We start from the raw sequence: 25,306 nt of genomic DNA, 5'->3' as shown, positions 1-25,306 counted from the left end.
AGCGTGTGCATCTCGTCGATGAACAGGATGATGCCGCCGTCCGAGGACATCACCTCGGTCAGCACCGCCTTGAGCCGCTCCTCGAACTCGCCGCGGTATTTCGCGCCAGCGATCAGCGCGCCGAGGTCGAGCGCGAGCAGCTTCTTGTCCTTGAGGCTCTCCGGCACGTCGCCGTTGATGATGCGCAGCGCCAAGCCCTCGACGATCGCGGTCTTGCCGACGCCAGGCTCGCCGATCAGGACGGGGTTGTTCTTGGTGCGGCGGGACAGCACCTGGATGGTGCGCCGGATCTCCTCGTCGCGCCCGATCACGGGGTCGAGCTTGCCGTCGCGGGCGGCCTGGGTCAGGTCGCGGGCATATTTCTTCAGCGCGTCATAGGCGTTCTCGGCGGTGGCGCTGTCGGCGGTGCGGCCCTTGCGCAGGGTCTCGATCGCCGAATTGAGGCTCTGGGGGGTGAGACCGCCCTTGCTCAGGATGCTGCCGGCCTCGCTGTTCTTTTCCAGCGCGAGCCCGAGCAAGAGCCGTTCCACCGTGACGAAACTGTCGCCGGCCTTGTCGGCGGCTTTTTCCGCGACGTCGAACGTGCGCGCCAGCTCCTGGCCGAGATAGATCTGCCCGGCCCCGCTGCCCGAAACCTTCGGCAGCTTGGCGAGCGCGTCCTCGGTCGCCTTCAGGATGGCGCGGGAATTGCCGCCGGCGCGGTCGATCAGGCCGGAGGCCAGCCCCTCGCCGTCATCCAACAGCACCTTCAGCATGTGCAGCGTGGAGAATTGCTGGTTGCCGTCGCGCATCGCGAGCGACTGCGCGGACTGGATGAAGCCGCGTGCCCGCTCGGTGAATTTCTCGATATTCATCAGGTTTCCCTCAGCCTGCCGCCCCGCCCCTGAGGCACGGAAACCGGCATCTTCATTGGGTTCCCGCCGGCCGCATTGACGCCCGTCAACCCCGCAAGCGGTTGCGTCGCCAAGCTTTCCGCCCGGCTTGAGGCGAATGTGGGAAGCGGGTTCTGGAAACGGAAGGGGGCACCTCACAAATTCGTGTACGACATCCTCCGGCTGTGCTGCGTCTCCCATCCACCCTTCGCGAGTGGCCTCCAGCGAGCAGAGCGCGGAGCCCGTAGCGGCCTGCAAGCAGCCCGGATGAGCGCAAGCGACATCCGGGACGACGCGATGACGTGAACCCGGATGTCGCTGCGCTCATCCGGGCTACGCTTGCTGTGGATTCGAGCCGGCTAGAGCGTTTTCGAGCGAAGTGGATACCGGTTCGCGTGAAGAAAACGCGTCAAAACAAAGAAGCTAGAGCTTCCGTTCCGATTCCATCGGAACGGAAAAAGCTCTAGTTCGGCAGCACGTAGGCGTAGATCCGGCCGCGCGACACCGGCGCCTCGCGGACGCGGTTGCCGTTGTTGCCGGAGATCATGACCGGATTGCCGTGGGCATCGATGCCGGTGATGATGCCGACATGACCGCCGCCGCGCCGGCCCATCACCGCGATGGCGCCGACCTGGGGACCCGAAACGCGCTGACCGTAATGCGCAAACGAGCTCGCCATGTCGGAATCCGTGCCGTGATGACCGGTGCGCTCCAGCACCATGTTCATGAAGCGCGCGCACCACAGGCTGCGCCGGCTGGTCGGGTTGCCGCCGAGATAGCGGCGCGCCTCCATCACGAGGCTCAAGGAGGAGCCCGCCATCGCCGCGCCGCCCGACGTCAGGCTGGCCTGCGTCTCGGCAAAGCCGCGCGCTCGCAGCGCGGCCACGCCGCGCTCCCAGCGCGAGGAGCGGACGAGATCGCGGAAATGACGCTGGGCGTAGTGCCGCCGGAAATGAGCGGCGTGGCGGGCGTGCGCGTGCCGGCTGGCGGCATGATGGGCCCTGGCGGCGGCGGGAGAAGAAGTTGCGGCGACGGCCACGGAGCAGAATGCCAGCGCGACGAGCGACCGGCGGATCGTTGCAAACTCAACCATACCTAGTCCTTTGTTAGCACCCCCCACTTCCCGCCGGCGTGTGGACGGCCGGCGTCCAACCCGCGGTTAAAAATTCGGATGTGGCGAGAACAAGACGCCATGCTGCGCCGCAGCTTAAAGTTTCGGGAAGTTTCCGCGGTAATTCCATGTCGAAAAAAGACGGCCTGCGCCGCATTGCGACCATGAAAACGACCTGCAAGATTCGGCGCCGATCCCAACGAGAAGGAAGCTCGAATGCCCCACGCCGTCACATCAGACGATGTCCGCCTCTATTTCGAGGAGTCCGGCAGCGGAACGCCGATCCTGTTCCTGCACGAATTCGCGGCCGACCACACCAATTGGGAGCCGCAGATGCGCTACTTCTCCCGCGGCCACCGCTGCATCGCCTATTCCGCGCGCGGCTACACGCCGTCCGGCGTGCCGGCCTCGCCCGAGGCCTACAGCTACCGGCATTTCTACACCGACGCGCTGGCCGTGCTCGATCATCTCGGAATCGAGAAGGCACATTTCGTCGGCCTGTCGATGGGCTCCTACTCCTCGCTGCAGGTGGCGCTGAATGCGCCGGGCCGCGCGCTGTCGATCACGCTTGCCGGCGTCGGCTCCGGCTCTGGTCTCGACAACCTCGACACGTTCCGGAAGACCTGCCGCGACACCGCAGAGCAGTTCGAGACCATCGGATCAGCCGAGGTCGCCAAGGTGACGCGCGAGGCGCCCGGACGGATTCCCTTCCTGGTGAAAGATCCGCGCGGCCACGCCGATTTCTACGCCGCGCTGGCGCGCCACGATGCGAAGGGTTCGGCCAACACGATGCGCGGCTTCCAGGCCGGCCGGCCCTCGATCTACACCATGACGGAGGCGATCCGCAAAGTGCCGACGCCGGCGCTGATCATCTGCGGCGACGAGGACGATTCCTGCGTCGAGCCGAGCCTGTTCCTGAAGAAGCACCTGCCCGCCTCGGGCCTGACCTTCTTCCCGAAGTCCGGCCACGTGCTCAATCTCGAGGAGCCGGCGCTGTTCAACGCGATGGTCGAGCGCTTCATCGCCCTCGCCGAGGCCGGCCGCTGGAACGTGCGCGATCCGCGATCGATCCTGGCGTGAGAACCTGGCGGACCGGGAGCTAGAAGCCGACCCCAAAAAGAGGCGTCGCGCGGGCGTTCCGGCCCTCGGGCGCAACCGGCGGCACATCCCGGTTCTCTGCGGCGACCTGCCGGGCCGGCGCCGGCCGGATCGCATGCGTCTGCAGCTTGCCGATCGCTTTTGCCGAACGTTTCTCTTCCGATCTCGGCGAACTGGCGGGCGACGATTTGGCCGTGCCAACATCCTTCGGCGGCGGGGGCTCCTCCGATCGCGCCGCGCTCTGATCCGGCGGATCGGGCGGGTCGGACGCATCGCTCTTTGCGAGAATGGCGACCTCGTTCCTGCGTTCGGCGCCTGCATTCGCGACGTCGACGGCACCGCCAGCCTCGCCCTTCGGTGCGGCCGCGTCGGCAACCGGCCCGCCATCCGCCTTCGTCGAAGGCTCGACACTCCCTGCTGCCGATGGGACGGCGCTCGGCACATGCACCTCCGCCGGCGCGGGCTTGCTGCGCGATTCCGCCGGCTGCACGGCGGCCATCTCGGTCGATTGACGCGCGGCAGCTTCGACCGTGCCGGTGGCCTCGGCGGGTATCTTCGACCCATGCGCGAACAGCGCGTAGCCGCCGAGCAGCACGGCCGAGAGGGAGACGATCGCGATCACGTCGGATGCGACGATCCGCGTCAGCCGGGCGCGGCGCTGCGCGCGCTCGGCCGCCAGCATCCGGTCGTACGCCTCGCGGCGCTCCGCGTCGCGAAGGATGCCGTAGGCGGTGACGATCTGCCTGAGCCGCCGCGATGCATCCGGATCGCCGGGATTGACGTCGGGGTGATTTGCCTTGACGGCCTCGCGGAACGCGCCCTGGAGCGTCTCGGCATCGTCATCCGCTCGAACGCGGAGCAATTCGTACAGCGTCGTCGGCGGCAGTTTGGCAGGCCTGCTCCAGGCGGTCGCGGGCGCGTCGCGACGTCGCCGATGCTGCGGCGAGCGACGCGACAGGTGCTTGAGCAGGTTCAACGCGATACCCATGCCGTAATGAAATCGTGGCTTCGATGGCTCTGTCGTTGAGAGGCCCAATCAGGTTTTGTCCGACGCTCCCAAATGACTTGCGACAATTTGAAATTAGCGACTCGTCAAATTCACTGTCAATCACATGCGGCGGAAGCGGACGTGACCGGAAAGCGGCGAATTTGCGACCGCTCTCGCCGGCGCACGGCACTGGTTGCATCCCAATCGCAATTGTCGGTTCGCACAGAACACGAGGCTGATCCGAGAGCTCACCTACAACGTGCGATTTGGCCATCAAGCTGTTGCCAGGTGGGCACACCCTTGGTCAAACATCGGCGGCAATGCGGCATATCCGGCGTCGATCGCTTTCGGCGGGGTCGACGATCGCTATAGTTCATCCCGTAACTTGTTGGTGCAGCGACGGTATTTTTAGCACTCGTCGCGATCCTGTTCAGCGCCGCCATGATTGTGTGTTGCGTGTGTGTATTTCGGGTTAGTTGCATGATCAATGTTTCGCATGCTGGTTGGGCTCGCATTCGCCCGACGATCTTTGCCGATCGCCTGGCGAGACGAAGTTCGGCATTGAGTGTCGGCGCATTTGTCGCCGTGTTGCTCGCCGGATCGGCAGCACAGGCGCAGTGTACGGTGTCCGGATTGACCGGCCTCAGCGCGGCAGCGCCGGTCGTGGCGCAGGCAGCGGGCATGGCGGTTGCGAACGTGTCGGCCTCGGTGGGCGCGCTCGTCACGTCGATCAACTCCGTGAACACGGCGTTCCTGACCCAGTCGAGCGCGTTCGTCGGAAGCCCGCCCAATCCGCAACCCGATCAGGAAGGCGGCGGCGTCTGGGCCCGCGGCGTCGGCGGCCATCTCAATGTCGGCACGACGGCAACGGCGGGAAACATCAGCTTCGGCACGCCGCAACAGGGCAACATCGTCTGCAACACGCGCACGCAGGAAGATTTCGCCGGCGTCCAGATCGGCACCGATTTCGCCCGGCTGAACGTGAACGGCTGGAATCTGCACGTCGGCTCGACGGTCGGCTATCTCGGTTCGCGGACGCAGGACGCCACGCCCGGCCTCAATCCACCTGCGAACTTTCGCGACAGCCTGCAGATCCCCTTCGTCGGCCTCTACGGAGCCGCCAGCTACGGAGGTTTTCTGGTCGATGCACAGCTTCGCGGAGACTTCTTCCAGAACGAGGTCTCCGACGACAATCACGGCATTTCCGGCCAGCAGTTCAATGCGCGCGGCGTCAGCCTGACCGGAAACGTCGCCTACAATCAGGACATCGGCAATCGCTGGTTCGTCGAGCCGTCGGCCGGCTTCGTCTGGTCGAAAAACCGCGTCGATCAACTCAACGTGCCCGGCACCGGAATCGGCGGCGTCCCGCTCGGGCCCGGCTTCGTGCCGCCCTGGGTGCTGACGGTCAACGACATCGAGAGCGTGCTCGGTCGTCTCGGCGTGCGGGTCGGCACGACCGTGACATCCGGCGACGTGACCTGGCAGCCATTCGCCTCCGCCAGCGTGTTCCATGAATTCGAAGGCGGTGTCACGTCGAACCTGACGAGCAATTTTTCCGCGCTCGGCGCCGCGTTCGCACCGCTTCCGTCTCTCTCCTCGACCGTCACCACCAGCGGCCTCGGGACCTACGGCCAGTTCGGCCTCGGCATCGCCGCGCGGTCGGCGAGCTCGGACTGGGTGAGCTATCTGCGTGCCGATTATCGCACCGGGGACAACATCGACGGCTGGAGCGTCAACGGTGGCGTGCGTTACCAGTTCGTGCCCGATCCCGGCGCCGCGGGCCCCCGCCTCGCCGTCAAGGCGCCGGTCTACAAGGCCCCCGCGTCGCAGGTCTATCACTGGTCCGGCTACTATGTCGGCGCCTATGTCGGAGCCGATTGGGGATCGACCAACTGGACCTTCCGCGACGACGGCGGCACGACCAATCCTCGCTTTGCCGGTTTCCTCGGCGGCGGCGAGATCGGCTACAATCATCAGATCAACAAATGGGTGTTCGGCATCGAAGGCGACGTCGCCTGGACCAACACCCGCGGCGCGCGGCCCTGCTCGATCGGCTTCTTCGCCGATTGCGAGATCGGCTCGAGCTGGCTGTCCACGGTGACCGGCCGCGTCGGCTATGCCTATTGGGACCGGCTCCTGACCTATGTGAAGGGCGGCGTGGCGATCGCGGAAGACCGCGCCGAGGCGGCGTGCACCGCCGATTCGGCATCGCCGATCCTGCCGGTGGTCGGATGCCCCTCCCAGAGCGATACGAAGACCAGGCTCGGCTGGACCGCCGGGCTCGGCACCGAGTTCGGGCTGACGCGGAACGTGTCGGTGAAGAGCGAGATCATGTACTTCGATCTCGGCAGCGACCGCTACACCATCGCCGGCATTCCGACCGACATCGAGCGCTCCGGCTTCATCTCGAATGTCGGGCTTCACTTCCGTTTCGGCGGATAGCGCGGGGCGCGGGTGATTCGGCCGGCCGCGCGACAGGTCGGCCGAATGCCCGGCTTCCGCCCTCTCGACCGAAGCCCTCGCCGGCAAAAATCACGTGCGCGAAAACAGCGATTTCACGAGCGGACTCAACAACGATAGGACTGTCCAGTCCTCCACACAAAAATATTTCTGTTTCGATTTTTCGGAATTTGTGGTTACTTTACCGCATCCCGCCTCCGCATGAGGGGCGCTTCGCCATCGTCACGGACGTTGGAGGCGGGATGCGATGGACGCTTTGGGCGCGCGAGGCGAGCGCGCTCGGAGCGGACGGCGAAGGCGTGTGGTCCTGGCGCCCCGACGCTGGCGTCAAGTGAGCGGATGATGATTCCGCTGACGACGGGGGCAAGAAAGCCCGGTCCCCGGGGAGAGCACGTATAAGCGTTAAAACCATCGCGCAGGGAAGGCCGGTTGTTCGGCTCGTACCTGTGGTGACTGCCGCCTGCGTTCTTGTTGCAGGCGGGCCATGGGTGCGGACGGCACCCGGCCTTCCCTGCGCCCTCTTCGATTTTCGGGGGTGCTCGTTTGGAAAAACTCGGACGAGTCGCGTCGCGAGAACGCGAGCGTATGTCTCGATTCCGCAGGGTGGGCTAAGCGTCCCCGCGCACCGAAGCTTGTTCCGGAAAGACAGAAGCGTGCCCACCATCCAGAGCGACGCTGTCGAGGCACTGGTGGGCACGTCGCTCCGCGCGATGCTACGCATCGTCGCGTTCTCGCCTTTGCCCACCCTACGGCACTTCCTCTTTGGGATGACGACGGCGCTATCTTCCCTTGCCGCGGCTGAGCAGGAATACGCCCTGCTCGCCGAACATGTTCCAGAACCACCACGGCGCATGCAGCCGCAACGGACGCGCGGAGCTGTCGAGCGCCCAGGCGCGCTCCATCCTGACGTCGATCTCGTCGCAGAGCTGCACGAAATCCTTGATGGTGCAGAAATGGATGTTCGGCGTGTCGTACCAGGTCGCCGGCAGGTTCTCGGTGCGCGGCATGTGGCCGCCGATCAGGAGCTGCAGCCGCATCCGCCAGTAGCCGAAATTCGGGAACGACACGATGGCGCGGCGGCCGATCCGCAGGAGATTCTCCAGCACCGCCTTCGGCTGCCGCGTCGCCTGCAGGGTCTGCGACAGGATCACATAGTCGAAGGCATCGTCGGGATAGTTGACGAGATCGGTGTCGGCGTCGCCCTGCACCACCGCGAGTCCCTTGGCGACGCAGTGGTTGACGCCCTCGCGCGACAGCTCGATGCCGCGCCCGTCGACGCCGCGGCCTTCCAGGAGCTGCAGCAGGTCGCCGTCGCCGCAGCCGACGTCGAGCACCTTGGCGCCGCGATCGACCATGTCGGCCACCAGCAGATGGTCGCCGCGATAGCGGCCCGGCCCTTCCTGCGCGATGCCGCTCAGCGGCAGCGTCTGCTGCTGCACCGACACCTTTCAGTTCCCCTTCAGCCCGCGCGCCTTGCCTGCCGATTGCAAAAAGGCGCGCGCGATGTCGAGGAATTCGGGCACGTCGAGCAGGAAGGCGTCATGCCCCTTGTCGGTCTCGATCTCCGCGAACGACACCCGCGCATTCGAGGCATTCAGCGCGTGAACCAGCGCGCGCGATTCCGAGGTCGGAAACAGCCAGTCGCTGGTGAACGACACCACGCAGAAGCGGGTCTTGATGCCGCGGAAGGCCTGCGCCAGCACGCCGTCATGATCGCCGGCGATGTCGAAATAGTCCATCGCGCGCGTCAAATAGAGATAGCTGTTGGCGTCGAAGCGCTCGACGAAGGAGGAGCCCTGGTAGCGCAGATAGCTCTCGACCTGGAAATCCGCATCGAACGAGAAGGTCGGCAGCTCACGATCCTGCATGCGCCGGCCGAACTTGCGATGCAGCGCGGCGTCGGAGAGGTAGGTGATGTGCGCGGCCATCCGCGCCACCGCAAGCCCGCGATGCGGCTGCGTCCTCTCTTCGGCGTAGCGGCCGTGACGCCATTCCGGGTCGGCCATCACGGCCTGCCGGCCGAGCTCGTGGAAGGCGATGTTCTGCGCCGAGTGGCGGGTCGCGCAGGCGATCGCGAATGCCGAGAACACGCGGTCCGGATAGGCCGCGGTCCATTGCAGCACCTGCATGCCGCCCATCGAGCCGCCGACCACGGAGAACAGGGTCGCGATGCCGAGGCGATCGATCAGCATGGCCTGCGCGCGCACCATGTCGGGGATGGTGATCACCGGAAAGTCGAGGCCGTAGGGCGCCCCCGTCGCAGGATTGGTCGAGGCCGGCCCGGACGAGCCCATGCAGCTGCCGATGACGTTCGGGCAGATGACGAAGAAGCGGTCGGTGTCGATGGGCTTGCCCGGCCCCACCATGGTGTCCCACCAGCCGGCCCGGCCCGTCACGGGATGCACGGTCGCCACGTGCTGGTCGCCGGTCAAGGCGTGGCAGACCAGGATCGCGTTGGAGCGCTCAGCGTTCAGCGTACCGTAGGTCTGGTAAGCGATCTGGAAGGGGGCGAGGTCGACACCGCAATCGAGCGACAGCGGCTGATCGACGCCGAACGCCGCGACCAAAGAGGTCGGATGATCCGCTTCGTGGGCGCGCTCCTCGGCCTGCGCCGCCGGGGACTTGATGGGTCTGACCCTTACCATCTTCTTCGACCCCGGCCTGCGCGCGGGCTCCCGAAACGGATGACATCAGGCCACAAAAAACCCGGCCTGAACGAAGGTTCGGCCGGGATCACATCTGTCCCCGGCCTGTTTAGCAAGTTGTTTAACGTGGCTGCAAGCCGGCCGGCTCAAATGACCACGGAACCATCCCAAAGTAGTAGCAACGCGAGGCGACGTCAAGCCAAGCGCATCACTCGACCCGAAGCGTGGTTACCCGTTGGTGAGCGGACCCGCCGGCCGTGGCACGCAAACTTGATGGTTGCGCCGTCGCACACCATGGGAGACAAGGGCCTCGCTTTCGTGCGCCTTCGCGCGCGACATCTGAAGCTTCCGCCGGATCCCGCCGATGTCGACACCGCCCCCCGCCCCACCCTCGCTTGCCGAATTGCGCAAGGAAATCGACACGATCGACGAAGGCGTGCATCGCCTGTTGATGCAGCGTGGCGACATCATCGACCGGCTGATCCATGTCAAGCAGACCCAGGAAGTCGGCTCGGCGTTTCGGCCCGCGCGCGAGGCCGACATGATGCGCAGGCTGGTCGAGCGTCATCGCGGCATCCTGCCGCTCGACACCGTGGAGAGCATCTGGCGCGTCATCATCTCGACCTTCACCTACGTCCAGGCGCCGTTCTCGCTCCATGCCGACATCTCGGTCAGCGAGCCGGCGATGCGGGACTCGGCGCGGTTTCACTTCGGCTTCACCGTGCCCTATGTGGCGCATTTCAGCGCGCAGGCGGCGGTCGAAGCGGTGGCCAAGTCCAAGGGCGACCTGGCGCTGGTGTCCGCAATCGCGAGCCGCACGCCGTGGTGGCTGACGCTCGAGGCACAGGGCACGCCGAAGATCACCGCGAGATTGCCGTTCGTCGAGCGCGCCGATCATCCCGCTGCCTTGCCGGTGTTCGTGGTGTCGCGGGTCGCCGACAGCGCCATGGTGACCGAGGTCGAGACCTGGAGTGTGCGAGTCTCCGGCTGGAATGCGGAGACGGCGCGCGCGCTGTCGCCGCTGGCGGAGATCGTGGCAGTGCCGGATACCGCCTTCGACGGCGCGGCTCTGCTGGTCTCGATCGCCGGCGTCCACCGGTTCGAAGAGATCAAGCTGGCGCTGGTCAGGGCCGGCGCCTCGGTGCGTTCGTCGGCCCTCGTCGGCAGCCACGCGACGCGCTATACGGTCCCAGCCAACGGCGCGGCGCGATGACCCCGTCTCGCCGATTCCGGAGTTGACGATGAACCGCCCCGTCCCGAATCCCGGCGTCCTCGACATCGCGCCCTACACGCCCGGCAAGAGCCCGGTGCCGGAGCCTGGCCGCAAGGTGTTCAAGCTCTCGGCCAACGAGACGCCGTTCGGGCCCTCGCCTAAGGCGATCGCGGCCTACAAGCGTGCCGCAGAACATCTGGAGGACTATCCGGAAGGCACCTCGCGCGTCCTGCGCCAGGCGATCGGTCGCGCCTTCGGGCTCGACCCTGATCGCATCATCTGTGGCGCCGGCTCCGACGAGATCCTCAATCTGCTCGCCCATACCTATCTTTGCGGCGGCTGCGAGGCGATCTCGACTGCGCACGGTTTCCTGGTCTACCCGATCGCGACCATGGCCAATTGTGCCAGGAACGTCGTCGCCGCGGAAAGCAACTTCACCGCCGATGTCGACTCGATCCTGAGGGCGGTGACGCCGCGCACCAAGATCGTCTGGCTCGCCAACCCGAACAATCCGACCGGCACCTATCTGCCGTTCGACGAGGTCAAGCGGTTGCGCGCGGGCCTGCCGTCGCAGGTGCTGCTGGTGCTGGATGCCGCCTATTCCGACTACGTGTCGCGCAACGACTACGAAATGGGAATCGAGCTCGTGGCCACCACGGACAACACCGTGATGACCCACACCTTCTCCAAGATCCATGGGCTCGCGGCGCTGCGCATCGGCTGGATGTTCGGCTCCGCCCACATCGTCGATGCCGTCAACCGGGTCCGCGGACCGTTCAATGTCTCGACGCCGGCGATGTTGGCCGCGGTCGCGGCGCTCGAGGACACCGCGCATCAGGAGATGTCGAGGACACATACCGAGAAATGGCGCAACTGGCTCTCCGAGGAGATCCGGAAGCTCGGTCTCGAGGTGACGCCGAGCGTGGCGAATTTCGTGCTGATCCATTTCCCTGCCGAGAAGGGCAGGACCTCGGACGAAGCCGATGCCTTCCTCGCCAAGCGCGGATTGGTCCTGCGCGCGCTGAAGAACTATCAGCTCCCGCATGCGCTGCGCATGACCATCGGCACCGAGGAGGCCAACCGCCTCGTGGTCGAGGGGCTGCGCGACTTCATGGCGGGAAGTAAGCCGTGAGCAGCGAGCCCCAGTTTGGGAAAATCGCGCTGATCGGCTTCGGCCTGATCGGCGGCTCGATCGCGCGCGGCGCGCGCGCGCAAGGGCTGGTGAGCGAGATCGTCACCACCGCGCGCTCCGAGAAGACGCGCGCCCGCGTCCGGGAGCTCGGCATCGTCGATGCCGTGGTGGAGAGCAACGCCGAGGCGGCGAAGGATGCCGACCTCGTCATCCTCTGCATTCCCGTCGGGGCCTGCGGCGAGGTCGCCGGAGAGATCGCGGGCACGCTCAAGGCGGGCGCGATCGTTTCCGACGTCGGCTCGGTCAAGGGCGCGGTGGTGCGGGACATGGCGCCGCATCTGCCCGCGGGCGTGCATTTCGTGCCGGCGCATCCGGTCGCCGGCACCGAGCATTCCGGCCCCGATTCCGGCTTCGCCGAGCTGTTCATCAACCGATGGTGCATCCTGACGCCGCCCGAGGGCACGGAGCCGGACGCCGTCGAGAGATTGCGCGCGTTCTGGGCTGCGCTCGGCGCCAAAGTCGAGACCATGACCCCGGACCATCATGATCTCGTGCTCGCGATCACCAGCCATCTGCCGCATCTGATCGCCTACACCATCGTCGGCACCGCCGACGAGCTCGCCCAGGTCACCTCGTCGGAGGTCATAAAATTCTCCGCCGGCGGCTTCCGTGACTTCACCCGCATCGCGGCCTCCGACCCGACCATGTGGCGCGACGTGTTCCTGGCGAACAAGGAGGCCGTGCTGGAAATGCTCGGCACCTTCAACGAGGACCTGTCGAAGCTCACCCGGGCGATCCGCCGCGGCGACGGCGACGCCTTGTTCGAGCACTTCACGCGCACCCGCGCCATCCGCCGCGGCATCGTCGAGATCGGCCAGGATTCGGCGGTGCCCGATTTCGGCCGCCCGCACGCCCAGCTCGGCAAGAAGCCGGGCTGAGCATCATGCCGCAGCCGGCCCGGCGACGCCGCGCCGGCCGATCGCGCCTGCGCCGATTTGCATGGCGACGCCGAGCAGCCACGAGGAGGCGACGACATATTCGAACCCGCCCAGCGCTTCGTCGAACACGAAGCTGTAGATCGAGATCAATGCGGCGACCGTCGCAAGAAAGGTTCCGACCGCACTCAGGAGCTCGACCGGATCGATGCGCGGCCGTGCGGTCGCCGGAGGACGCAGCCGGGGAATGTCGATGCCGAGATAGAATCCGACCATGCCGACCAGCACCATTGTCGCGACGAACGGCGCCGAATCGAACCATTCGGCGTTGACCTTCGTCAGCGCGGCCGCGACGAAAGTGCCGCACATGACGCCCGCCATGGCCAGTCCCGCACGCCCGACGACATGCGCGACCTCGCTGATGAAGATGACGTCATCGATCGCCTCGTCCTTCGTCACCATTTTCCGTCTCCTTCAGTTGAACGGATAGTAGCGGAGCTGGGTCATGACGATGTTGTCATCCGTCTTCGGCGTGCCGCCGACGCCCTGGAAGGCAAAGCGCTGGTTATAGGAATACTGCACGCCTGCCTTGACCGTGCCGAAGCGGCCCTGCCACAGCGTGTCGTAGAGCCCGACGGTGTATTGCCTGATCTCGCGGGTGTTGCCGTTGCAGGTCGCCGCCGGCGAGTTCTCGATGTTGCAGCCGGTGTTGTTGTAAAGCGGATTGCCGTAGCCGAACGGCACGGTGCCGACATCCATGAAGTTCGCCTTGGCGCTTTCGAGCCCGGCGTAGCTGTAGAGATCGAGCGCGGGCGTCGTGTGCCAGATCAGGCCGACTGCCGCAGCGCTGATGGTCAACGGCAGAATGGTGCCGTCCTGCGCCAGCGCCGCATCCGGAAACGGCGTCGCCGTGAAGCGACCGAGCGCGCCATGGGCGCCATAGACCTGCAGCTCCAGCGTTCTCGGAATCAGCTCGGCATTGATGTGGCCGCCAAAGCTCGCGGTATCGATCGTGTGGTTCGCGAAGTTGAAGCGATCGAACATCTGGCGGTACAGCGCCCAGGCCTCGAAGTGCAGACGATAGGGCCCGAGCCGCGGATCCCAGGCTGCCTTCAACGTCACGTCGGGCAGCTGGTTCAGGCTGATATTGTTGGCGTTGTTGAAGAAGCTGCCGCCCGGCGGAGTGAGATTGACGATGACGTTCGGATTGATCACGCCCTGCGGACCTGCCGCAGGCGTGCCGACCGCGGGTGTGTTGCCGCCGAAGAAGGAGGTCTGCGGATTCTCCGCGGACGCCGCAATCTTGAACTCGGGCCCGATATCCTGCCAGACGCGAATTCCGGGTTGCCGCGCCGCAAGGAACCCCGGCACCGATTCGAAGTCGATGACGCCGGGCGCGTCGACGCCGTGTGCATCGATGCCGACCTTGCTCGGTGCATTCAGCGACCACGACTGGCCGGCCAGAACGTGAAAGCCGAGATCGGTCCGATCGAGCTCGACGCTGAGCTGTCGCATGCGCGGATTGAACGAGTTGGTGGCAACCGAGTTTGCGGTCTGCGCCGCGCCCTCGAAGTCGATCTCGCCGTAACCCTGCACCCTGGTCTGAGGATTGAGGTCACCTTCGGCGAGCACCGAGAAGCGGGTCTGCCGCGCCGAGAAGCGCGATTCTGGAATGGCGAAATTCCTGCTCTGGGCGAATGGAATGAAATTGTACACCGAGCCGGTATCGGAGGCGAGATTGCGGGTCCGGTAGATGCCGGTAAGGTCGACCCAGCCGCCGAAAGTCAGCGTGACGCCCTTGTAGCAGATCTTACCCGGCGGACACGGGTCGATGGCTGCGGCCTTGTAGGCCGGCGGTACGGCTGCCGCAGCGTTTGCGGTCGCCTCGATCTGGCGTTCCTTGCGCCCCTGATCATCGACCCGTTGCTCGAGCTGCTTCAGCTTTGCCTTGAGCGCACGTATCTCGGTTGCCGGATCGTCGTCGGCATGGGCCTGACCGGCCACGACCAGAATGCCCCCGACGAGAACGCATCTGAAAAGTCTCACGTGAGTCTCCCACTGGGCGGAAGCAACTCCCCATGTACATCGCACCCCGATCGGGTGTGTGCGTGCTTCCCCGGTTGGCGAGACTTCGATCGCGGCCCAAATATTCGCCGAGCTCCGATGGTTTCAGCATCACGTTTTTCTGCGAAGATGAACGGGAATTTCCCGCCGGTATCGCCGATACGCACGCGACGAACGAACAGCGGTCCATGGCTTCGCGGCGAGCGAAAACAAGAAAATGGGCTCGGCAGGGCATGGCCGAGCCCTGAGTTCACCGCAACAGACGGAGGTTCGCTGCCGATCGCCGCACCCGGATCCGCGGCGTCCGAAGACGGGATTGAAACAGCAGGATCGGCATTCCCGGCGCGCGAGAGGAATATCATTCACACTTCGGCGATCAGGCTCTTGCCTTGTGCGCATGCCGGCTCGACGTCGTCCTCGCCAACGCGAGGACCCATAACCATCGATTGCAGCCGTCGTACGAAGCGCCTCTCTCCGCCTTGTGCGAATGACCAGATCGGTGGTTATGGTGTCCGGCCCGCAGGGGCGTGCAGATGCGGATCAGAACAGCGGCGGGATTTGCGCGACCTTCAGCGGGCCGAGCAGCACGGCGCCGTCGACGAAGCGCAGCGGAAAGCTGCGCGCCTTGCGGCCCTCCAGGGTCGCCTCCTTGCCGAGCGCATTGATGCCCGCGGCGACGCCGGCATTGGCGTTCTGCTTCACGACCTTGCCGAGCCCCGGAATGGCGCGGTCGAGCGCGCCCATCAGCTTGCTGATGTCCTGGCTCTTGACGCCGGGCGCGACGCGGTCGAGCGTCGCCTGCGGCACGCCCTCGTCCAGCATCTTGTCGATGCCGAGCGCCGCAATCACCTTCTCGATGCCCGCGACCGTCATCTGCAGCTCGCCCTGGAGTTGGCCGCTGGCGTTCAATTCGAGCTTGCCGGCCGCGATCGCGACCAGCTCGCCCTGCTCGATTCGCGACTGCTCGATCTCGACCGAGCCGCCGGCCGCCTGCATCTCGCGAAACCGCGCCGGCCAAGGCTTCGGGGCGAAGTCGCTCAGGCCCGAGAGCATCGCCCGCACGTCGCAATTGAACGGCTCGGCGAGCAATGGATGCAGACCCTGGATGCTGCCCTGATTGATCTCCAGCACGCTTTCGATCTTCGGGTGGTCGGCCGGCGATCCCTCGGCGATGCGGCCGTGCAATTCGACGTGCTTGGCGCGCGCCAGCGGCGCCTGCGCCGCTCCGTCGATGCGGTCGATCGCCGGATTGTCGAACACGATCGAGGCGCGTTGCGGCGTGCCGGGCAATCCGATCACGCTGCTGCGGCCGAGGCTCCAGTCGACGGCATAGGCCGGCTTCGCACCGGAATCGGAAATCGTGGCCGGCGCGGTGAACTCGGCGATCACGTGTTTCGGATCATAGACCTGCGCCACGACCAGGATCTGGCCGAGCTGCGCTTTGATCGGGGCCGCACCCTGGGCGGAGCCTTGGGCAGCGGTCTGCGAGACCAGCGTGACGCTCGGCGCATCGCAGCGCACCTCGAGCCGGAATGGGAAGCCGGCCACCGCGCGATGGGCGCAATCGAACACGCGGCCGGACTTCGCCTCCCGGGCACGCCAGGCATCGGCCTGCCCATCGACCTGCGAGGCGGCATAGAACCAGAATGCGCTCCAGGCGATGGCGAGGATCACGACCAGAACGGGCGCGACGAAAACCGGCCAGAGCGGCCGCCTGCGTCGGACAAATGCTATATCGGACATCGGCGACCCTCTGAGCGGCAATTTTGGCAATTAAGCGGTCACGGCGGCGTTAATCAAGTTACCGCATTTTCATCGGCCGCCGGTTTCTGCTAGCTAACAGGAATGAGGTTTCGACGCTCCCAGATGAGGTCGGAACATCGGCCATGCAAGATGTCGTCCATCACTCTTTCCGAGACAGCATTTTCCGAAGGTGACCTCTGGGTGTTCGGCTACGGCTCGCTGATGTGGCGGCCGGGCTTCGAATTCACGGAGCGCGTGCCGGCGCGGCTGATCGGCGAGCATCGCGCGCTCTGTGTTTATTCCTTCGTGCATCGCGGCACGCCGGAAAAACCCGGGCTGGTGCTCGGGCTCGATCGCGGCGGCGCCTGCCGCGGCGTGGCGTTTCGCATCACAGCCGCCAGACGCAAGGACACGGTGGCCTACCTGCGCGAGCGCGAGCAGGTCACCTCGGTCTATCGCGAGGTGATGCGCAGCGTGTGGCTGGAGAACGAGCCGAGGGAGCGCGTCAGCGCGCTCTCCTATGTGGTCGATCGCGGCCATGTGCAATATGCCGGGCGGCTGTCGCTGACCGACCAGCTCCGCCATGTGTTGCAGGGACATGGCAAGTCCGGCGCGAACCGCGACTACGTGCTGTCCACCGTCAAGGCGATCGAGGCGGCCGGTTTTCGCGACGCGCCCCTGCATCAGCTCGCCGCGATGCTGCACGACGGGCATCCGCTGCATCCGCCGCGGGGCGACGATTAGCCGCTCGACGCCACCTCGCCCGGCACCCGGCCGAGCAGTTGCGCCTGCTCGGCCTGGCCGGCGGCGACCAGGCGGTTGGTGGCGTCCTCGATGCTGCTTTGCAGCCGCGGCAGAAACTCCTCGCGCTTCAGGCCCGGCGGGATCGGGTCGAGAAACTCGACCACCAGCGTGCCGGGATAGCGCAGGAAGGTGCGGCGCGGCCAGAACAGGCCCGAATTGAGCGCGACCGGCAGGCACGGCACGCCGCAATCGACATAGGCCATGCCGACACCGGCCTTGTAGGCGGGCGGCGCGCCGGGCGCGGTGCGGGTGCCCTCCGGGAAGATCACGAACTGGCGGCCGTGGCGGACCTCCTCCTCCGCACGCCGCAGCACGGCGAGCAGCGCGCGGCCGCCCTTGCTGCGGTCGATCGCGACCATGTCGGTCTTGATGATGAAGAGCCCGAAGATCGGAATGAATTTCAGCTCGCGCTTGACCACGAAGAACGGCGCCTCGAAGAAGCGCAGCAGCGAGATGGTCTCCCACATCGACTGGTGCTTGGACGCGACGATCAGGGGCCCATTCGGAATCTTTTCGACGCCGCGAAACTCGACCTTGATGCTGCAGATCACGCGCATCAGGAGAATGTTGCTCCTCGCCCACCAGCTCGCAACCCTCAGCATCGCCGCGCGCGGCAGCAGGAAGGTCGGCACCGCGACCAGGGACCAGAACAGGAAGACGACGTAGAACAGGGCGTTGAACACGAGCGAGCGCAGGAAAATCGCGGCCATCGCAACACCCGGTCAGTTGGCTTGCGCCGTCGCGGGACGGTGCGGCGGGGCTGTGCCCGGCGGAAGCTCCGGCGGATCGAGCGTCAGGTCGATGCCGAGATCGGCGAGGTGGACGCGCAGCTCGGCGGCGACATATTTGACATATTCCGACAGCAGCAGCCGCGCCGCGGCGCCGCTGGTCCACCAGGGCTCCTCGCGCCATTTGTCGCCGACCACCGGATAGGCGATGAGCGAAACGTCCGGCATCGCGTGCGACATTTCCACGATCGCCCGCGGCATGTGATAGTTCGAGGTCACGACGATCAGTGATTTGAAACCCCGCTCGCGCGCCCAGCGCCGCGTCTCCGCGGCGTTGCTGCGCGTGTTGACGGCGGAATGATCGAGGTCGACGCAGCAGTTGAACAGCGCCCGGCTCTCCTGCACGGAGCGGGAGATGTCGCTGGCCGCGCTGGTCGGATGCACGCCGGAGATCAACAGCCGCCTGCCGTAGCCTGCGGCCAGGAGCTCCATCGCGTCCGAGACCCGGGACGAGCCGCCGGTGAGCACGACGATGCCGTCGGCCTCGCGGTCGGGTTTCGTCTCCGTCCCGCGCAGCTGCAGCACGAAGCCGACAAAACCGAGTACGGCCGCGGCGACACATGCCGCGAGCAGTCCGCCGACGGCCGCGCGCGACCGTCCACCGCTGGCACGCGGCAGCGCATTCGGCGATATGTCGTCGGACCGCAAAGCCATGCGATGGTTGTCAATCCTCTGCCCCGACCTCTCTTACAGGGTTTTACCGCCAAGGGGTACCCGGCGGGCCTACTCGATCTCGTCGAGCGTGGCGAACAGGGTGCGCCGCGAAGCCCAGGCGGTGATCGCCGCGATCACCACGGCCTGCGCCGCGACCACCAGATAGCCCGAGGGCCGCAGCGAGAAAGTGCCGAGCAGCGCCGTGAACTGATCGCCGACCGGCGTACCGGAGAACCAGCCGGCGATCGACTCGGAAAATCCGAAAAAGAGCATCGCTCCGCCGCCGCCGATCAGGCCGCCCTCGAGGCCGAGCAGGAGGAAATGCCGGAAGAAGCGGTTGGCGATCCAGCCGTCGGCGGCGCCGACGAAATGCAGCACCTCGACGATCGGACGATTGGCGGCCATCGCGCCGCGCGTGGCGAACGACACCGAGATGATGGTGGCGATGATCACCAGCGCGAGGATGCCGACGCCGGCCGCCACCGTGGCGTTCGACATCGTGCGCATGCGTTCGATCCAGGCGCGATGATCGTCGACGCTTGCCGACGGCGCGACCTGGACCACTCTTCCGCGCAGCGCCGTGAGGTCGGGCGCGGTGCCCGGCTGCAAGCGGGCCACGATCACGCGCGGTACCGGCAGATCGTCGAGCGAAAGGCCGCTGCCGAGCCACGGCTCGAGCAGGCCCGCCGATTCGTCCTTGGTGAACGGTTTCACATCGATGATGCCGATCTGCTTGCGCATGGCGTCGGTGACGGCCGCGACGTCGCGCTCGAGGTCGCGGCCGTTCTGCGGACGGACCTGGACGGTGATTTCGCTGGCGACATCCGACTGCCATTCCGCCGCCGACGCGCTGACCAAGAGCACCGCCCCGGTCGTGATCGAGGCGAGAAAGGTCATGATCGCGACCACCGCGACCAGAGCGCGGCCGGCGATCGAGGCACGCGGCACGATCGGCGACAGGTTGCGCGCCTGCGCCGGGACCTGCGGGCGCTCCTGCGCGAGATCCACCAAGGGTTCGGGGTTATTCATAGATGTGCAGACGTCCCTGATGCAGCACCAGACGGCGCGCTTCGTATTGATCCATCAGCGTGATGTCGTGGGTCGCGATGATCACCGCGGTCCCGGATTTGTTGAGCTCGATGAAGAGCCGCAGCAGCCGCCGGCCGAGCGTCGGGTCGACATTGCCCGTCGGCTCGTCGGCCAGCAGCAATTGCGGGCGCGAGATCACCGCCCGGGCGATCGCCGCGCGCTGCTTCTCGCCGCCGGACAGGATCGGCGGCAGCGCGTCCATCCGCTCGCCGAGGCCGACCCATTTGAGCAGGTCGATGACCTCCTTGCGATAGGTCGATTCCTCGCGGCCGATAACTCGAAAGGGCAACGCCACGTTCTCGTACGTCGTCATGTGATCGAGCAGCCGGAAATCCTGCAGCACGATACCGATCCGCTTGCGCAAGTCGGCGACCTCGTCCTTGACGAGCAGCGACACGTCGCTGCCGAACAGATTGACGAGGCCCCGGGTCGGCCGCAGCGACAGGAACAGGAGCTTGAGCAGCGACGTCTTGCCGGCCCCCGACGGCCCGGTCAGGAACTGGAAAGAATGCGGCGGAATCACGAAATTGAGGTCGCGCAGAATCTCCGGCCCCAGTCCGTACCGCAATCCGACATTTTCGAACCGAACCACGCTCAGCTCCGTCCGGGGTTTGGTCCAGCCGGAAACCGGAACCGGAGAATGTCGGCCTCAATTCCCTTGGTCATGGTTTCCGATTCGTTAACGGTCACCTTGTAGCATCCCCCGGGTTCCTCGTGGAGAATCGGCTCCGTGCACATTGTTTGCCCCCATTGTACGACCTCTTACGCCATCGACATGGCGACGCTTGGTCCGGGCGGGCGCACCGTGCGCTGCTCCCGCTGCAAGGAAGTCTGGCTCGCACGGCCAGAGGACGCCATTGAGGCGGTGGCAGCCCCGGCGATGGCCGGCGCGACACCCCGCTTGGCCGGACAAGCCGATTCCGCCGCCGAGTGGGAGGCGATGGCCCGCGCGGAAGCCGACGACCCCCCCATCGTCGACAGCCCGCCGATCGCAGGCGACTGGCAGGATGAAGCCTCGGACGCCGCGGACTGGCAAGCGCTCGCCCGCGACGACGCCGAAACGGCCAGCGAAGTGCGGCAGAAAAGCGGCCGGTTCGGCCGAATTTTCAATCGTCCGCCACGAAATCGAGCCGCCGGCCGGCCGCTGATCAACCTTCCCACCGCCAGCGCCCCTATGGCGGCGCTAGTGCTGGCCCTGATCATCTGGCGCGCCGACGTCGTGCGGCTGATGCCGCAGACCGCCGCCTTTTACAAGCTGGCCGGGCTCGAAGTGAACCTGCGCGGCGTGCTGTTCAAGGACGTGAGGGTCACATCCGAGACCGTCGAAGGTAAGCCCGTGCTGGTGATCGAGGGTGTCATCGTCGGAGAAGCCCGCAAGGCGGTCGAATTGCCGCGGCTGCGCTTCGCCGTCCGCGACGCGCAGGGCACCGAAATCTATGCCTGGAATGCCGTGCTGGAGCAGACTGTCCTGAAGCCGGGCGAACGCGCCTTCTTCAAGTCGCGTCTCGCCTCGCCGCCGGCCGAGGGCCGCAGCATCGACGTCCGCTTCTTCAACCGCCGGGATATCGCCGGCGGCAGTGCGTAATGTCGTGTCCAGAGGCATGATCCGGGAACGCGCGTTGCGATTTTTCCGCCAAGATCATGCACAATCAAGCAACCGGAGCGCGATGGCGATTCGATCCCCTCGGCTTCAGAAGCTACCGTCGCCAATGGTTCGAACCCCATGCCCCGTGTCCTGATCGCCGATGACGAAGATTCCATGCGGAGCCTGGTCGCACGCGCGATCGCGATGGACGGCCACGACACCGTCACCGCACAGGACGGCGCCGAGGCGCTCGACATCCTGACCCGCGAGGACGGCGCTTTCGACCTGCTCTTGACCGACATCCAGATGCCCATCATGGACGGGATTGCCCTGGCGCTCTCGGCGGCGCGCGATTTTCCCGGGCTGACCATCCTCCTGATGACGGGCTTTGCCCACCAGCGCGAGCGCGCCTGCAACCTCGACGCCATCGCCCATGACGTGATCACCAAGCCATTCTCGGTAGCCGATATCCGAACGGCCGTCGCCGACGCACTGGCGGCGCGGCGGGCCTGAGACTTATCGAGCTGGCCATTGCCGGAAACCGGGCGAAACCGCCTCAATAGTCCTTCAACAGCCGCTCGATGTAGTCGAGCTCGATCTGCGGCCGCGACGGGTCGCCCAGGCGGCGGCGCAGTTCCTCCAGTATCCGGCGCACCCGCTGTACGTCCATCTCGCCCGGGACCATCTTGGACAGCTCGTCGTAGTCGTGCGAGCGCAGCGGCCGGCCGAGCGGATCGGTGCCGTTCTGCCCGGCCTGCTGCCGGCCGGCCCGGTTGCCGGGACCATCGCCCTGCCCGTCGCCGTCACCCTGCTGCATCGCATCCGCCAGGTTCTGGGCGCCCTTGCGCAAGGCATCCAGCGCCTTGCCCTGCGAATCCACCGCAGCGTCGGCATTGCCCTCGCCAAGCTTCCCGGTGGCGTCGCCCATGGCGTTGTCGGCCTCGCCGAGGCTGTCCTCGCCGTCGCCCTGATCGGCGTCCTCGTCACCCTGCTGGCCTTGTCCCTGGTCGCCGCGCTGGCCCTTCTGACCGCGCTGCCCCTGCTGGCCGAGACCACGCTTGGCAAGCTGGTCCTGCAACTGCTTGAGCCGGTCGCGCAGGCCCTGTTGATCCTGCTGCAGGTCGCCCATGCTCTGGTCGCCCTGATCGCCCTGCTGCTGCTTGCCGCGCATGCGGTCGCGCCGCGAGTCCTGGCCCTGCTTGAAGGTCTTGTCGCGCAACTGCTGCTGCTTGCGTATCATGTCGCCGAGCTCGTTGAGCGCCTGCTCCATCTCGTTGTCGCCCGACTGGCCCGGCTGCGCCATCTGCAGGTTCTCCAGCATCTGCGCGAGCTGGTCGAGCAACTGCTTGGCGGCGTCCTTGTCGCCGGAGCGCGACAATCGCTCCAGACGATCGATCATGTTGTTGAGGTCCTGCTGGCGCAGGAATTTGGTGTTGGGATCGAGCGGACGGGCGAGCTGCTGCGGATTGTTGCGGAACTGCTCGGCGAGCTGGCGCATGAAATTATCCAGCGCCTGGCGCAGATCCTGGGTGAGCTTCTTGATCTCCTCGTCGCTGGCGCCGCGCTCCAGCGCCTGCTTGAGCGCGTCCTGCGCCGCACGCAGCGCCTTGTCGACGTCCGTGATGTCGCCGTCCTCGATGGTGACGGCCAGTGCCCAGAGGCTTGCGACCACGATGCGCAACGCGTCGTCGGTGCGGGCGGCCTCGAGCTCATGCGCGATGTTGTAAAGGCCCAGATAGTGACCGGTCTCGTCCGGCATGAACAGCTCCGGCGCGATCATCATCGCGTCCAGCGCGTCATGGACGTCCGAGCTCTTGTTGGCGTCGAGCGCCAGCATGCGCCGCTGCTCGATCAGCGCTCGCGACAGCGGCTTGGTGAACAGCCGCTCCGGCAGGCGCATGTTGAACGGCTCGCTCTTGCCCTCGTTGCCGGCTTCGTCCTTGGCCGTGAGCGTCAAGGCGACGTCGGCGCCGGCATAGGGGTCCTCGCTGAGGTCCTTCATGGTCTGGCCGACGCCGTTCCGGGTCCGCGCATTCGGCAGCACCAGCGCAAATTGCGGCGGGGTGAACAGCGGCCGTGCCGCCTGCGCTCCCTCCGGCGTCTCCTTCGCCCGCGCGGCGAAATGCGCCTGGGCTTCGGTGACGCCGTAATCGTCCTCGAGCTTGTAGGACATCTGCAGCGAGCCGCGGGCCTGCCGCTCCGGGTCTTTGGCCAGTGCGATGGTCGGCGGGCGGTCGGGGATGGCCGTGAATTGCCATTGCGGCTGCCCGGAGGGTGCTCGCACCTGCACGCTGCCGTCGCCCGCAATTGCAAAATGCTTCTCGTTGGTGCCCTTGGGGGCCTGCTCAGCCGCCGCAGCCTCGGTTATGCCTCCGCTGGAGACGGCGTCGAGCGTGCCGCCGCTGGAGCGCACGATCAGTGTCGACCCCACCGGGACCGACATCGGCCCGTTGCCTGCGTTCGCCGCCTCCTTGTTGGCGGCCGACAGAATGATCGGCGGTTTGGCGGTGTACAGCGGCGGGGTCACCCAGGCATCGACCCTGACCGCAGTCGGCGCAAGCACGCCGTTCCAGTCGAACGCCGCCTGCAGCCGCATCAGCCGCTCGTCGCCCGCTGCGAAAAAGGCCGCCACCAGCAGCACAACGACCAGCCCGCGCAGCGCCCAGGGATCGTGGAGAGGAAGCCGGGGCCGCGGAAGGCCGGCGCGGATGCGCTTGATCGAGGCGAGCGTGCGCTCGCGCTGCGCCTGCCATAGCGCCAGCGCGACCGGATCCTGGGAGGCCAGCGTATCGGTCAGCGCGGTCGCGGGCCGATGGCTGATGCCGGAGCCGCGATCCAACCGGCCGAGCGCCTGCGTCCGGCTCGGCCAGCGGAACCGCAAGGCCGGCCACAGCGCCGCCAATGCCAGCAGCAGAAACAGGCCGACTCCGACCGCACGGCCGACGAAAGGCACCGACAGCCACAGCCCGGCCCAGGACACCGCCAGAAATAATCCGCCGACCGTCAGGAGGCGCGCCAGATGCGGCCAACCTCGCTCCCATGCGATGGCGTATCTGGCCCGATTCAGGGCCTCGTCCAGCCTGAGCCGCGCAAGCGCGTCTGGATCGCGCGCCGGCTTTGAGGGGTCGGGGTTGGTGCCGCTCAACAATCTCTCCGGGTTTACCTGACTGTGACACTAACACAACGGCGGCAGTTGGGCATCCGTCGCAAGACGGTATCCCACACCCAGGAATACGCATAACACGAAGGCGTGACTGCGCTTGGCCGACCCCCTAAGTTTCGCCCCGCCAAACCTGCGAGAAGGGAAACGCAATGGACCAGAAGACCTATGACAAGGGACTCGAAATCCGCAAGGCCGTGCTCGGCGAGGCCTATGTCAGCAACGCGCTCAAGAACGTCGACAGTTTCAACGGGCCGTTCCAGGATCTGCTCAACGAATATTGCTGGGGCTCGGTGTGGGGCCGCGAGGAGCTGCCGCGCAAGACCCGCAGCATGCTCAACATCGCCATGATCTCCATCCTCAACCGGCCGCACGAATTGCGCGCGCATCTGAAGGGCGCGCTCACCAACGGCGTCACCCGCGACGAAATCCGTGAGATCCTCATGCAGGTCGCGATCTATGCCGGCATGCCGGCAGCGGTCGACAGCTTCCGCATCGCGCGCGAAGTGTTCGCCGAGATCGACAAGGCCTGATCATTCACGCCGTCATTGCGAGGAGCGACCTGTCCGCCGAAGCTCGAAGAGCGAAGGCAAGCGACGGAGCAATCCAGACCGTCTCCGCGGGAGCAGTTCTGGATTGCTTCCGCCTTCGCCAAGGCTTCGCGGACGCGTCGCTTTCGCTCGCAATGACGAGAAGGAGAAAGACAAAGCATGGAAATCGGATTCATCGGGCTCGGAAAGATGGGCTTCCCGATGGCCCGCCGGCTGGCCGAGGCCGGCCACCAGCTCGTGGTGTTCGACACCCGCAAGGACGCGATGGATCAGCTCGCGGCGCTCGGCGCAGCGGGTGCGGCCTCGCCGAAAGCCGTCGCCGATCGCACCGAGACGGTCATGGCGAGCCTGCCCTCGCTGCAGGCATCGCTCGATGTCGCGACCGGCAAGGACGGCGTGATCGAAGGCAGCCGC

Annotated in this window: 23 protein-coding genes and 1 riboswitch; of the genes, 10 read left to right on the top strand and 13 right to left on the bottom strand. The window is 66.2% G+C overall.

All coding sequences use genetic code 11. The features are described 5' to 3' along the window. A partial coding sequence (locus tag JOY90_RS37455) for a Clp protease N-terminal domain-containing protein (protein WP_291696118.1) occupies nucleotides 1-854 on the bottom strand: 854 nt, incomplete at its 3' end. A 481-nt stretch (nucleotides 855-1,335) separates the two neighbouring features. Then, the gene (locus tag JOY90_RS37450) at nucleotides 1,336-1,965 is read right to left on the bottom strand and encodes a TIGR02594 family protein (RefSeq protein WP_291696117.1); all 630 of its coding nucleotides are present in this window, start codon (nucleotides 1,963-1,965) and stop codon (nucleotides 1,336-1,338) included. Between the two features lie 234 nt (nucleotides 1,966-2,199). On the opposite strand from JOY90_RS37450, the gene JOY90_RS37445 reads away from it, so the two are divergent. Then, nucleotides 2,200-3,063, top strand: coding sequence for an alpha/beta hydrolase (locus tag JOY90_RS37445; RefSeq protein WP_291696116.1), 864 nt, complete (start codon nucleotides 2,200-2,202; stop codon nucleotides 3,061-3,063). A 19-nt stretch (nucleotides 3,064-3,082) separates the two neighbouring features. Here the strand turns inward: JOY90_RS37445 and JOY90_RS37440 are convergent, their stop codons facing one another. Next, nucleotides 3,083-4,069: a DnaJ domain-containing protein gene (locus tag JOY90_RS37440; RefSeq protein WP_291696115.1), complete on the bottom strand. Its 987-nt coding sequence runs from the start codon at nucleotides 4,067-4,069 to the stop codon at nucleotides 3,083-3,085. Nucleotides 4,070-4,630: 561 nt separating this feature from the next. Between JOY90_RS37440 and JOY90_RS37435 the strand changes: the two genes are divergently transcribed. Continuing rightward, on the top strand, nucleotides 4,631-6,511 hold the full coding sequence (locus JOY90_RS37435; RefSeq protein WP_291696114.1) for an autotransporter domain-containing protein: 1,881 nt from the start codon (nucleotides 4,631-4,633) through the stop codon (nucleotides 6,509-6,511). Between the two features lie 797 nt (nucleotides 6,512-7,308). On the opposite strand, the gene metW is transcribed toward JOY90_RS37435, so the two are convergent. Together metW and JOY90_RS37425 are read right to left on the bottom strand one after the other, a co-directional pair. Then, on the bottom strand, nucleotides 7,309-7,974 hold the full coding sequence (gene metW / locus JOY90_RS37430) for a methionine biosynthesis protein MetW (RefSeq protein WP_291696113.1): 666 nt from the start codon (nucleotides 7,972-7,974) through the stop codon (nucleotides 7,309-7,311). Between the two features lie 3 nt (nucleotides 7,975-7,977). Next, the gene (locus JOY90_RS37425) at nucleotides 7,978-9,174 is read right to left on the bottom strand and encodes a homoserine O-acetyltransferase (RefSeq protein WP_291696112.1); all 1,197 of its coding nucleotides are present in this window, start codon (nucleotides 9,172-9,174) and stop codon (nucleotides 7,978-7,980) included. An 88-nt stretch (nucleotides 9,175-9,262) separates the two neighbouring features. Further along, nucleotides 9,263-9,342: riboswitch (SAM riboswitch) on the bottom strand. 196 nt (nucleotides 9,343-9,538) lie between these two features. Between JOY90_RS37425 and JOY90_RS37420 the strand changes: the two genes are divergently transcribed. From JOY90_RS37420 to JOY90_RS37410, 3 genes are read left to right on the top strand one after another with little or no spacing between them, the layout of a single operon-like run. Then, a complete protein-coding gene (locus tag JOY90_RS37420) occupies nucleotides 9,539-10,387 on the top strand; it encodes a chorismate mutase (protein WP_291696111.1) in 849 nt (282 codons plus the stop codon). A gap of 28 nt (nucleotides 10,388-10,415) precedes the next feature. Continuing rightward, on the top strand, nucleotides 10,416-11,519 hold the full coding sequence (hisC, locus tag JOY90_RS37415) for a histidinol-phosphate transaminase (RefSeq protein WP_291696110.1): 1,104 nt from the start codon (nucleotides 10,416-10,418) through the stop codon (nucleotides 11,517-11,519). Further along, nucleotides 11,516-12,457, top strand: coding sequence for a prephenate/arogenate dehydrogenase family protein (locus JOY90_RS37410; RefSeq protein WP_291696109.1), 942 nt, complete (start codon nucleotides 11,516-11,518; stop codon nucleotides 12,455-12,457). The genes hisC and JOY90_RS37410 overlap by 4 nt, the downstream gene beginning before the upstream one ends. Nucleotides 12,458-12,460: 3 nt before the next feature. Here JOY90_RS37410 and JOY90_RS37405 read toward each other — a convergent pair whose 3' ends face one another. From JOY90_RS37405 to JOY90_RS37395, 3 genes are all read right to left on the bottom strand, one after another. Continuing rightward, entirely contained in the window at nucleotides 12,461-12,916 is a 456-nt protein-coding gene (locus JOY90_RS37405) for a hypothetical protein (RefSeq protein ID WP_291696108.1), read from the bottom strand. Between the two features lie 12 nt (nucleotides 12,917-12,928). Continuing rightward, nucleotides 12,929-14,500 (bottom strand): hypothetical protein, encoded by a 1,572-nt coding sequence (locus JOY90_RS37400; RefSeq protein ID WP_291696107.1) that lies wholly within the window; start codon nucleotides 14,498-14,500, stop codon nucleotides 12,929-12,931. Nucleotides 14,501-15,058: 558 nt separating this feature from the next. Further along, nucleotides 15,059-16,261 (bottom strand): DUF2125 domain-containing protein, encoded by a 1,203-nt coding sequence (locus JOY90_RS37395; RefSeq protein ID WP_291696106.1) that lies wholly within the window; start codon nucleotides 16,259-16,261, stop codon nucleotides 15,059-15,061. Between the two features lie 150 nt (nucleotides 16,262-16,411). Here JOY90_RS37395 and JOY90_RS37390 point away from each other — a divergent pair, with 150 nt between their 5' ends. Beyond that, nucleotides 16,412-17,005: a gamma-glutamylcyclotransferase gene (locus JOY90_RS37390; RefSeq protein ID WP_291696105.1), complete on the top strand. Its 594-nt coding sequence runs from the start codon at nucleotides 16,412-16,414 to the stop codon at nucleotides 17,003-17,005. Here the strand turns inward: JOY90_RS37390 and JOY90_RS37385 are convergent. From JOY90_RS37385 to ftsE, 4 genes are all read right to left on the bottom strand, one after another. Next, nucleotides 17,002-17,775 carry a 1-acyl-sn-glycerol-3-phosphate acyltransferase gene (locus JOY90_RS37385; RefSeq protein ID WP_291696104.1) on the bottom strand — a complete coding sequence of 258 codons (774 nt, stop codon included), beginning with the start codon at nucleotides 17,773-17,775 and terminating at the stop codon, nucleotides 17,002-17,004. The genes JOY90_RS37390 and JOY90_RS37385 overlap by 4 nt on opposite strands. Nucleotides 17,776-17,787: 12 nt before the next feature. Continuing rightward, nucleotides 17,788-18,507 carry a YdcF family protein gene (locus tag JOY90_RS37380; protein ID WP_291696103.1) on the bottom strand — a complete coding sequence of 240 codons (720 nt, stop codon included), beginning with the start codon at nucleotides 18,505-18,507 and terminating at the stop codon, nucleotides 17,788-17,790. Nucleotides 18,508-18,576: 69 nt separating this feature from the next. Beyond that, nucleotides 18,577-19,536 (bottom strand): ABC transporter permease, encoded by a 960-nt coding sequence (locus JOY90_RS37375; RefSeq protein WP_291696102.1) that lies wholly within the window; start codon nucleotides 19,534-19,536, stop codon nucleotides 18,577-18,579. Further along, nucleotides 19,529-20,188: a cell division ATP-binding protein FtsE gene (ftsE, locus tag JOY90_RS37370; protein WP_291696101.1), complete on the bottom strand. Its 660-nt coding sequence runs from the start codon at nucleotides 20,186-20,188 to the stop codon at nucleotides 19,529-19,531. The genes JOY90_RS37375 and ftsE overlap by 8 nt, the downstream gene beginning before the upstream one ends. A gap of 138 nt (nucleotides 20,189-20,326) precedes the next feature. Between ftsE and JOY90_RS37365 the strand changes: the two genes are divergently transcribed. Beyond that, nucleotides 20,327-21,181: an MJ0042-type zinc finger domain-containing protein gene (locus JOY90_RS37365; RefSeq protein WP_291696100.1), complete on the top strand. Its 855-nt coding sequence runs from the start codon at nucleotides 20,327-20,329 to the stop codon at nucleotides 21,179-21,181. 138 nt (nucleotides 21,182-21,319) lie between these two features. Then, the gene (locus tag JOY90_RS37360; RefSeq protein WP_291696099.1) at nucleotides 21,320-21,694 is read left to right on the top strand and encodes a response regulator; all 375 of its coding nucleotides are present in this window, start codon (nucleotides 21,320-21,322) and stop codon (nucleotides 21,692-21,694) included. Nucleotides 21,695-21,737: 43 nt separating this feature from the next. Here the strand turns inward: JOY90_RS37360 and JOY90_RS37355 are convergent, their stop codons facing one another. Continuing rightward, nucleotides 21,738-24,326, bottom strand: coding sequence for a TIGR02302 family protein (locus JOY90_RS37355; protein ID WP_291696098.1), 2,589 nt, complete (start codon nucleotides 24,324-24,326; stop codon nucleotides 21,738-21,740). Between the two features lie 167 nt (nucleotides 24,327-24,493). On the opposite strand from JOY90_RS37355, the gene JOY90_RS37350 reads away from it, so the two are divergent. Next, on the top strand, nucleotides 24,494-24,874 hold the full coding sequence (locus JOY90_RS37350; RefSeq protein ID WP_291696097.1) for a carboxymuconolactone decarboxylase family protein: 381 nt from the start codon (nucleotides 24,494-24,496) through the stop codon (nucleotides 24,872-24,874). A gap of 177 nt (nucleotides 24,875-25,051) precedes the next feature. Beyond that, nucleotides 25,052-25,306 (top strand): NAD(P)-binding domain-containing protein (locus tag JOY90_RS37345; protein ID WP_291696096.1); only part of this gene is annotated, 255 nt, incomplete at its 3' end.

Source organism: Bradyrhizobium sp. (genome assembly GCF_019242285.1).
In the GTDB taxonomy this organism is placed as follows: domain Bacteria; phylum Pseudomonadota; class Alphaproteobacteria; order Rhizobiales; family Xanthobacteraceae; genus Bradyrhizobium.
Note: the sequence above shows the minus strand (reverse complement) of the source record. Positions and strands in the feature narration are given on the sequence as shown.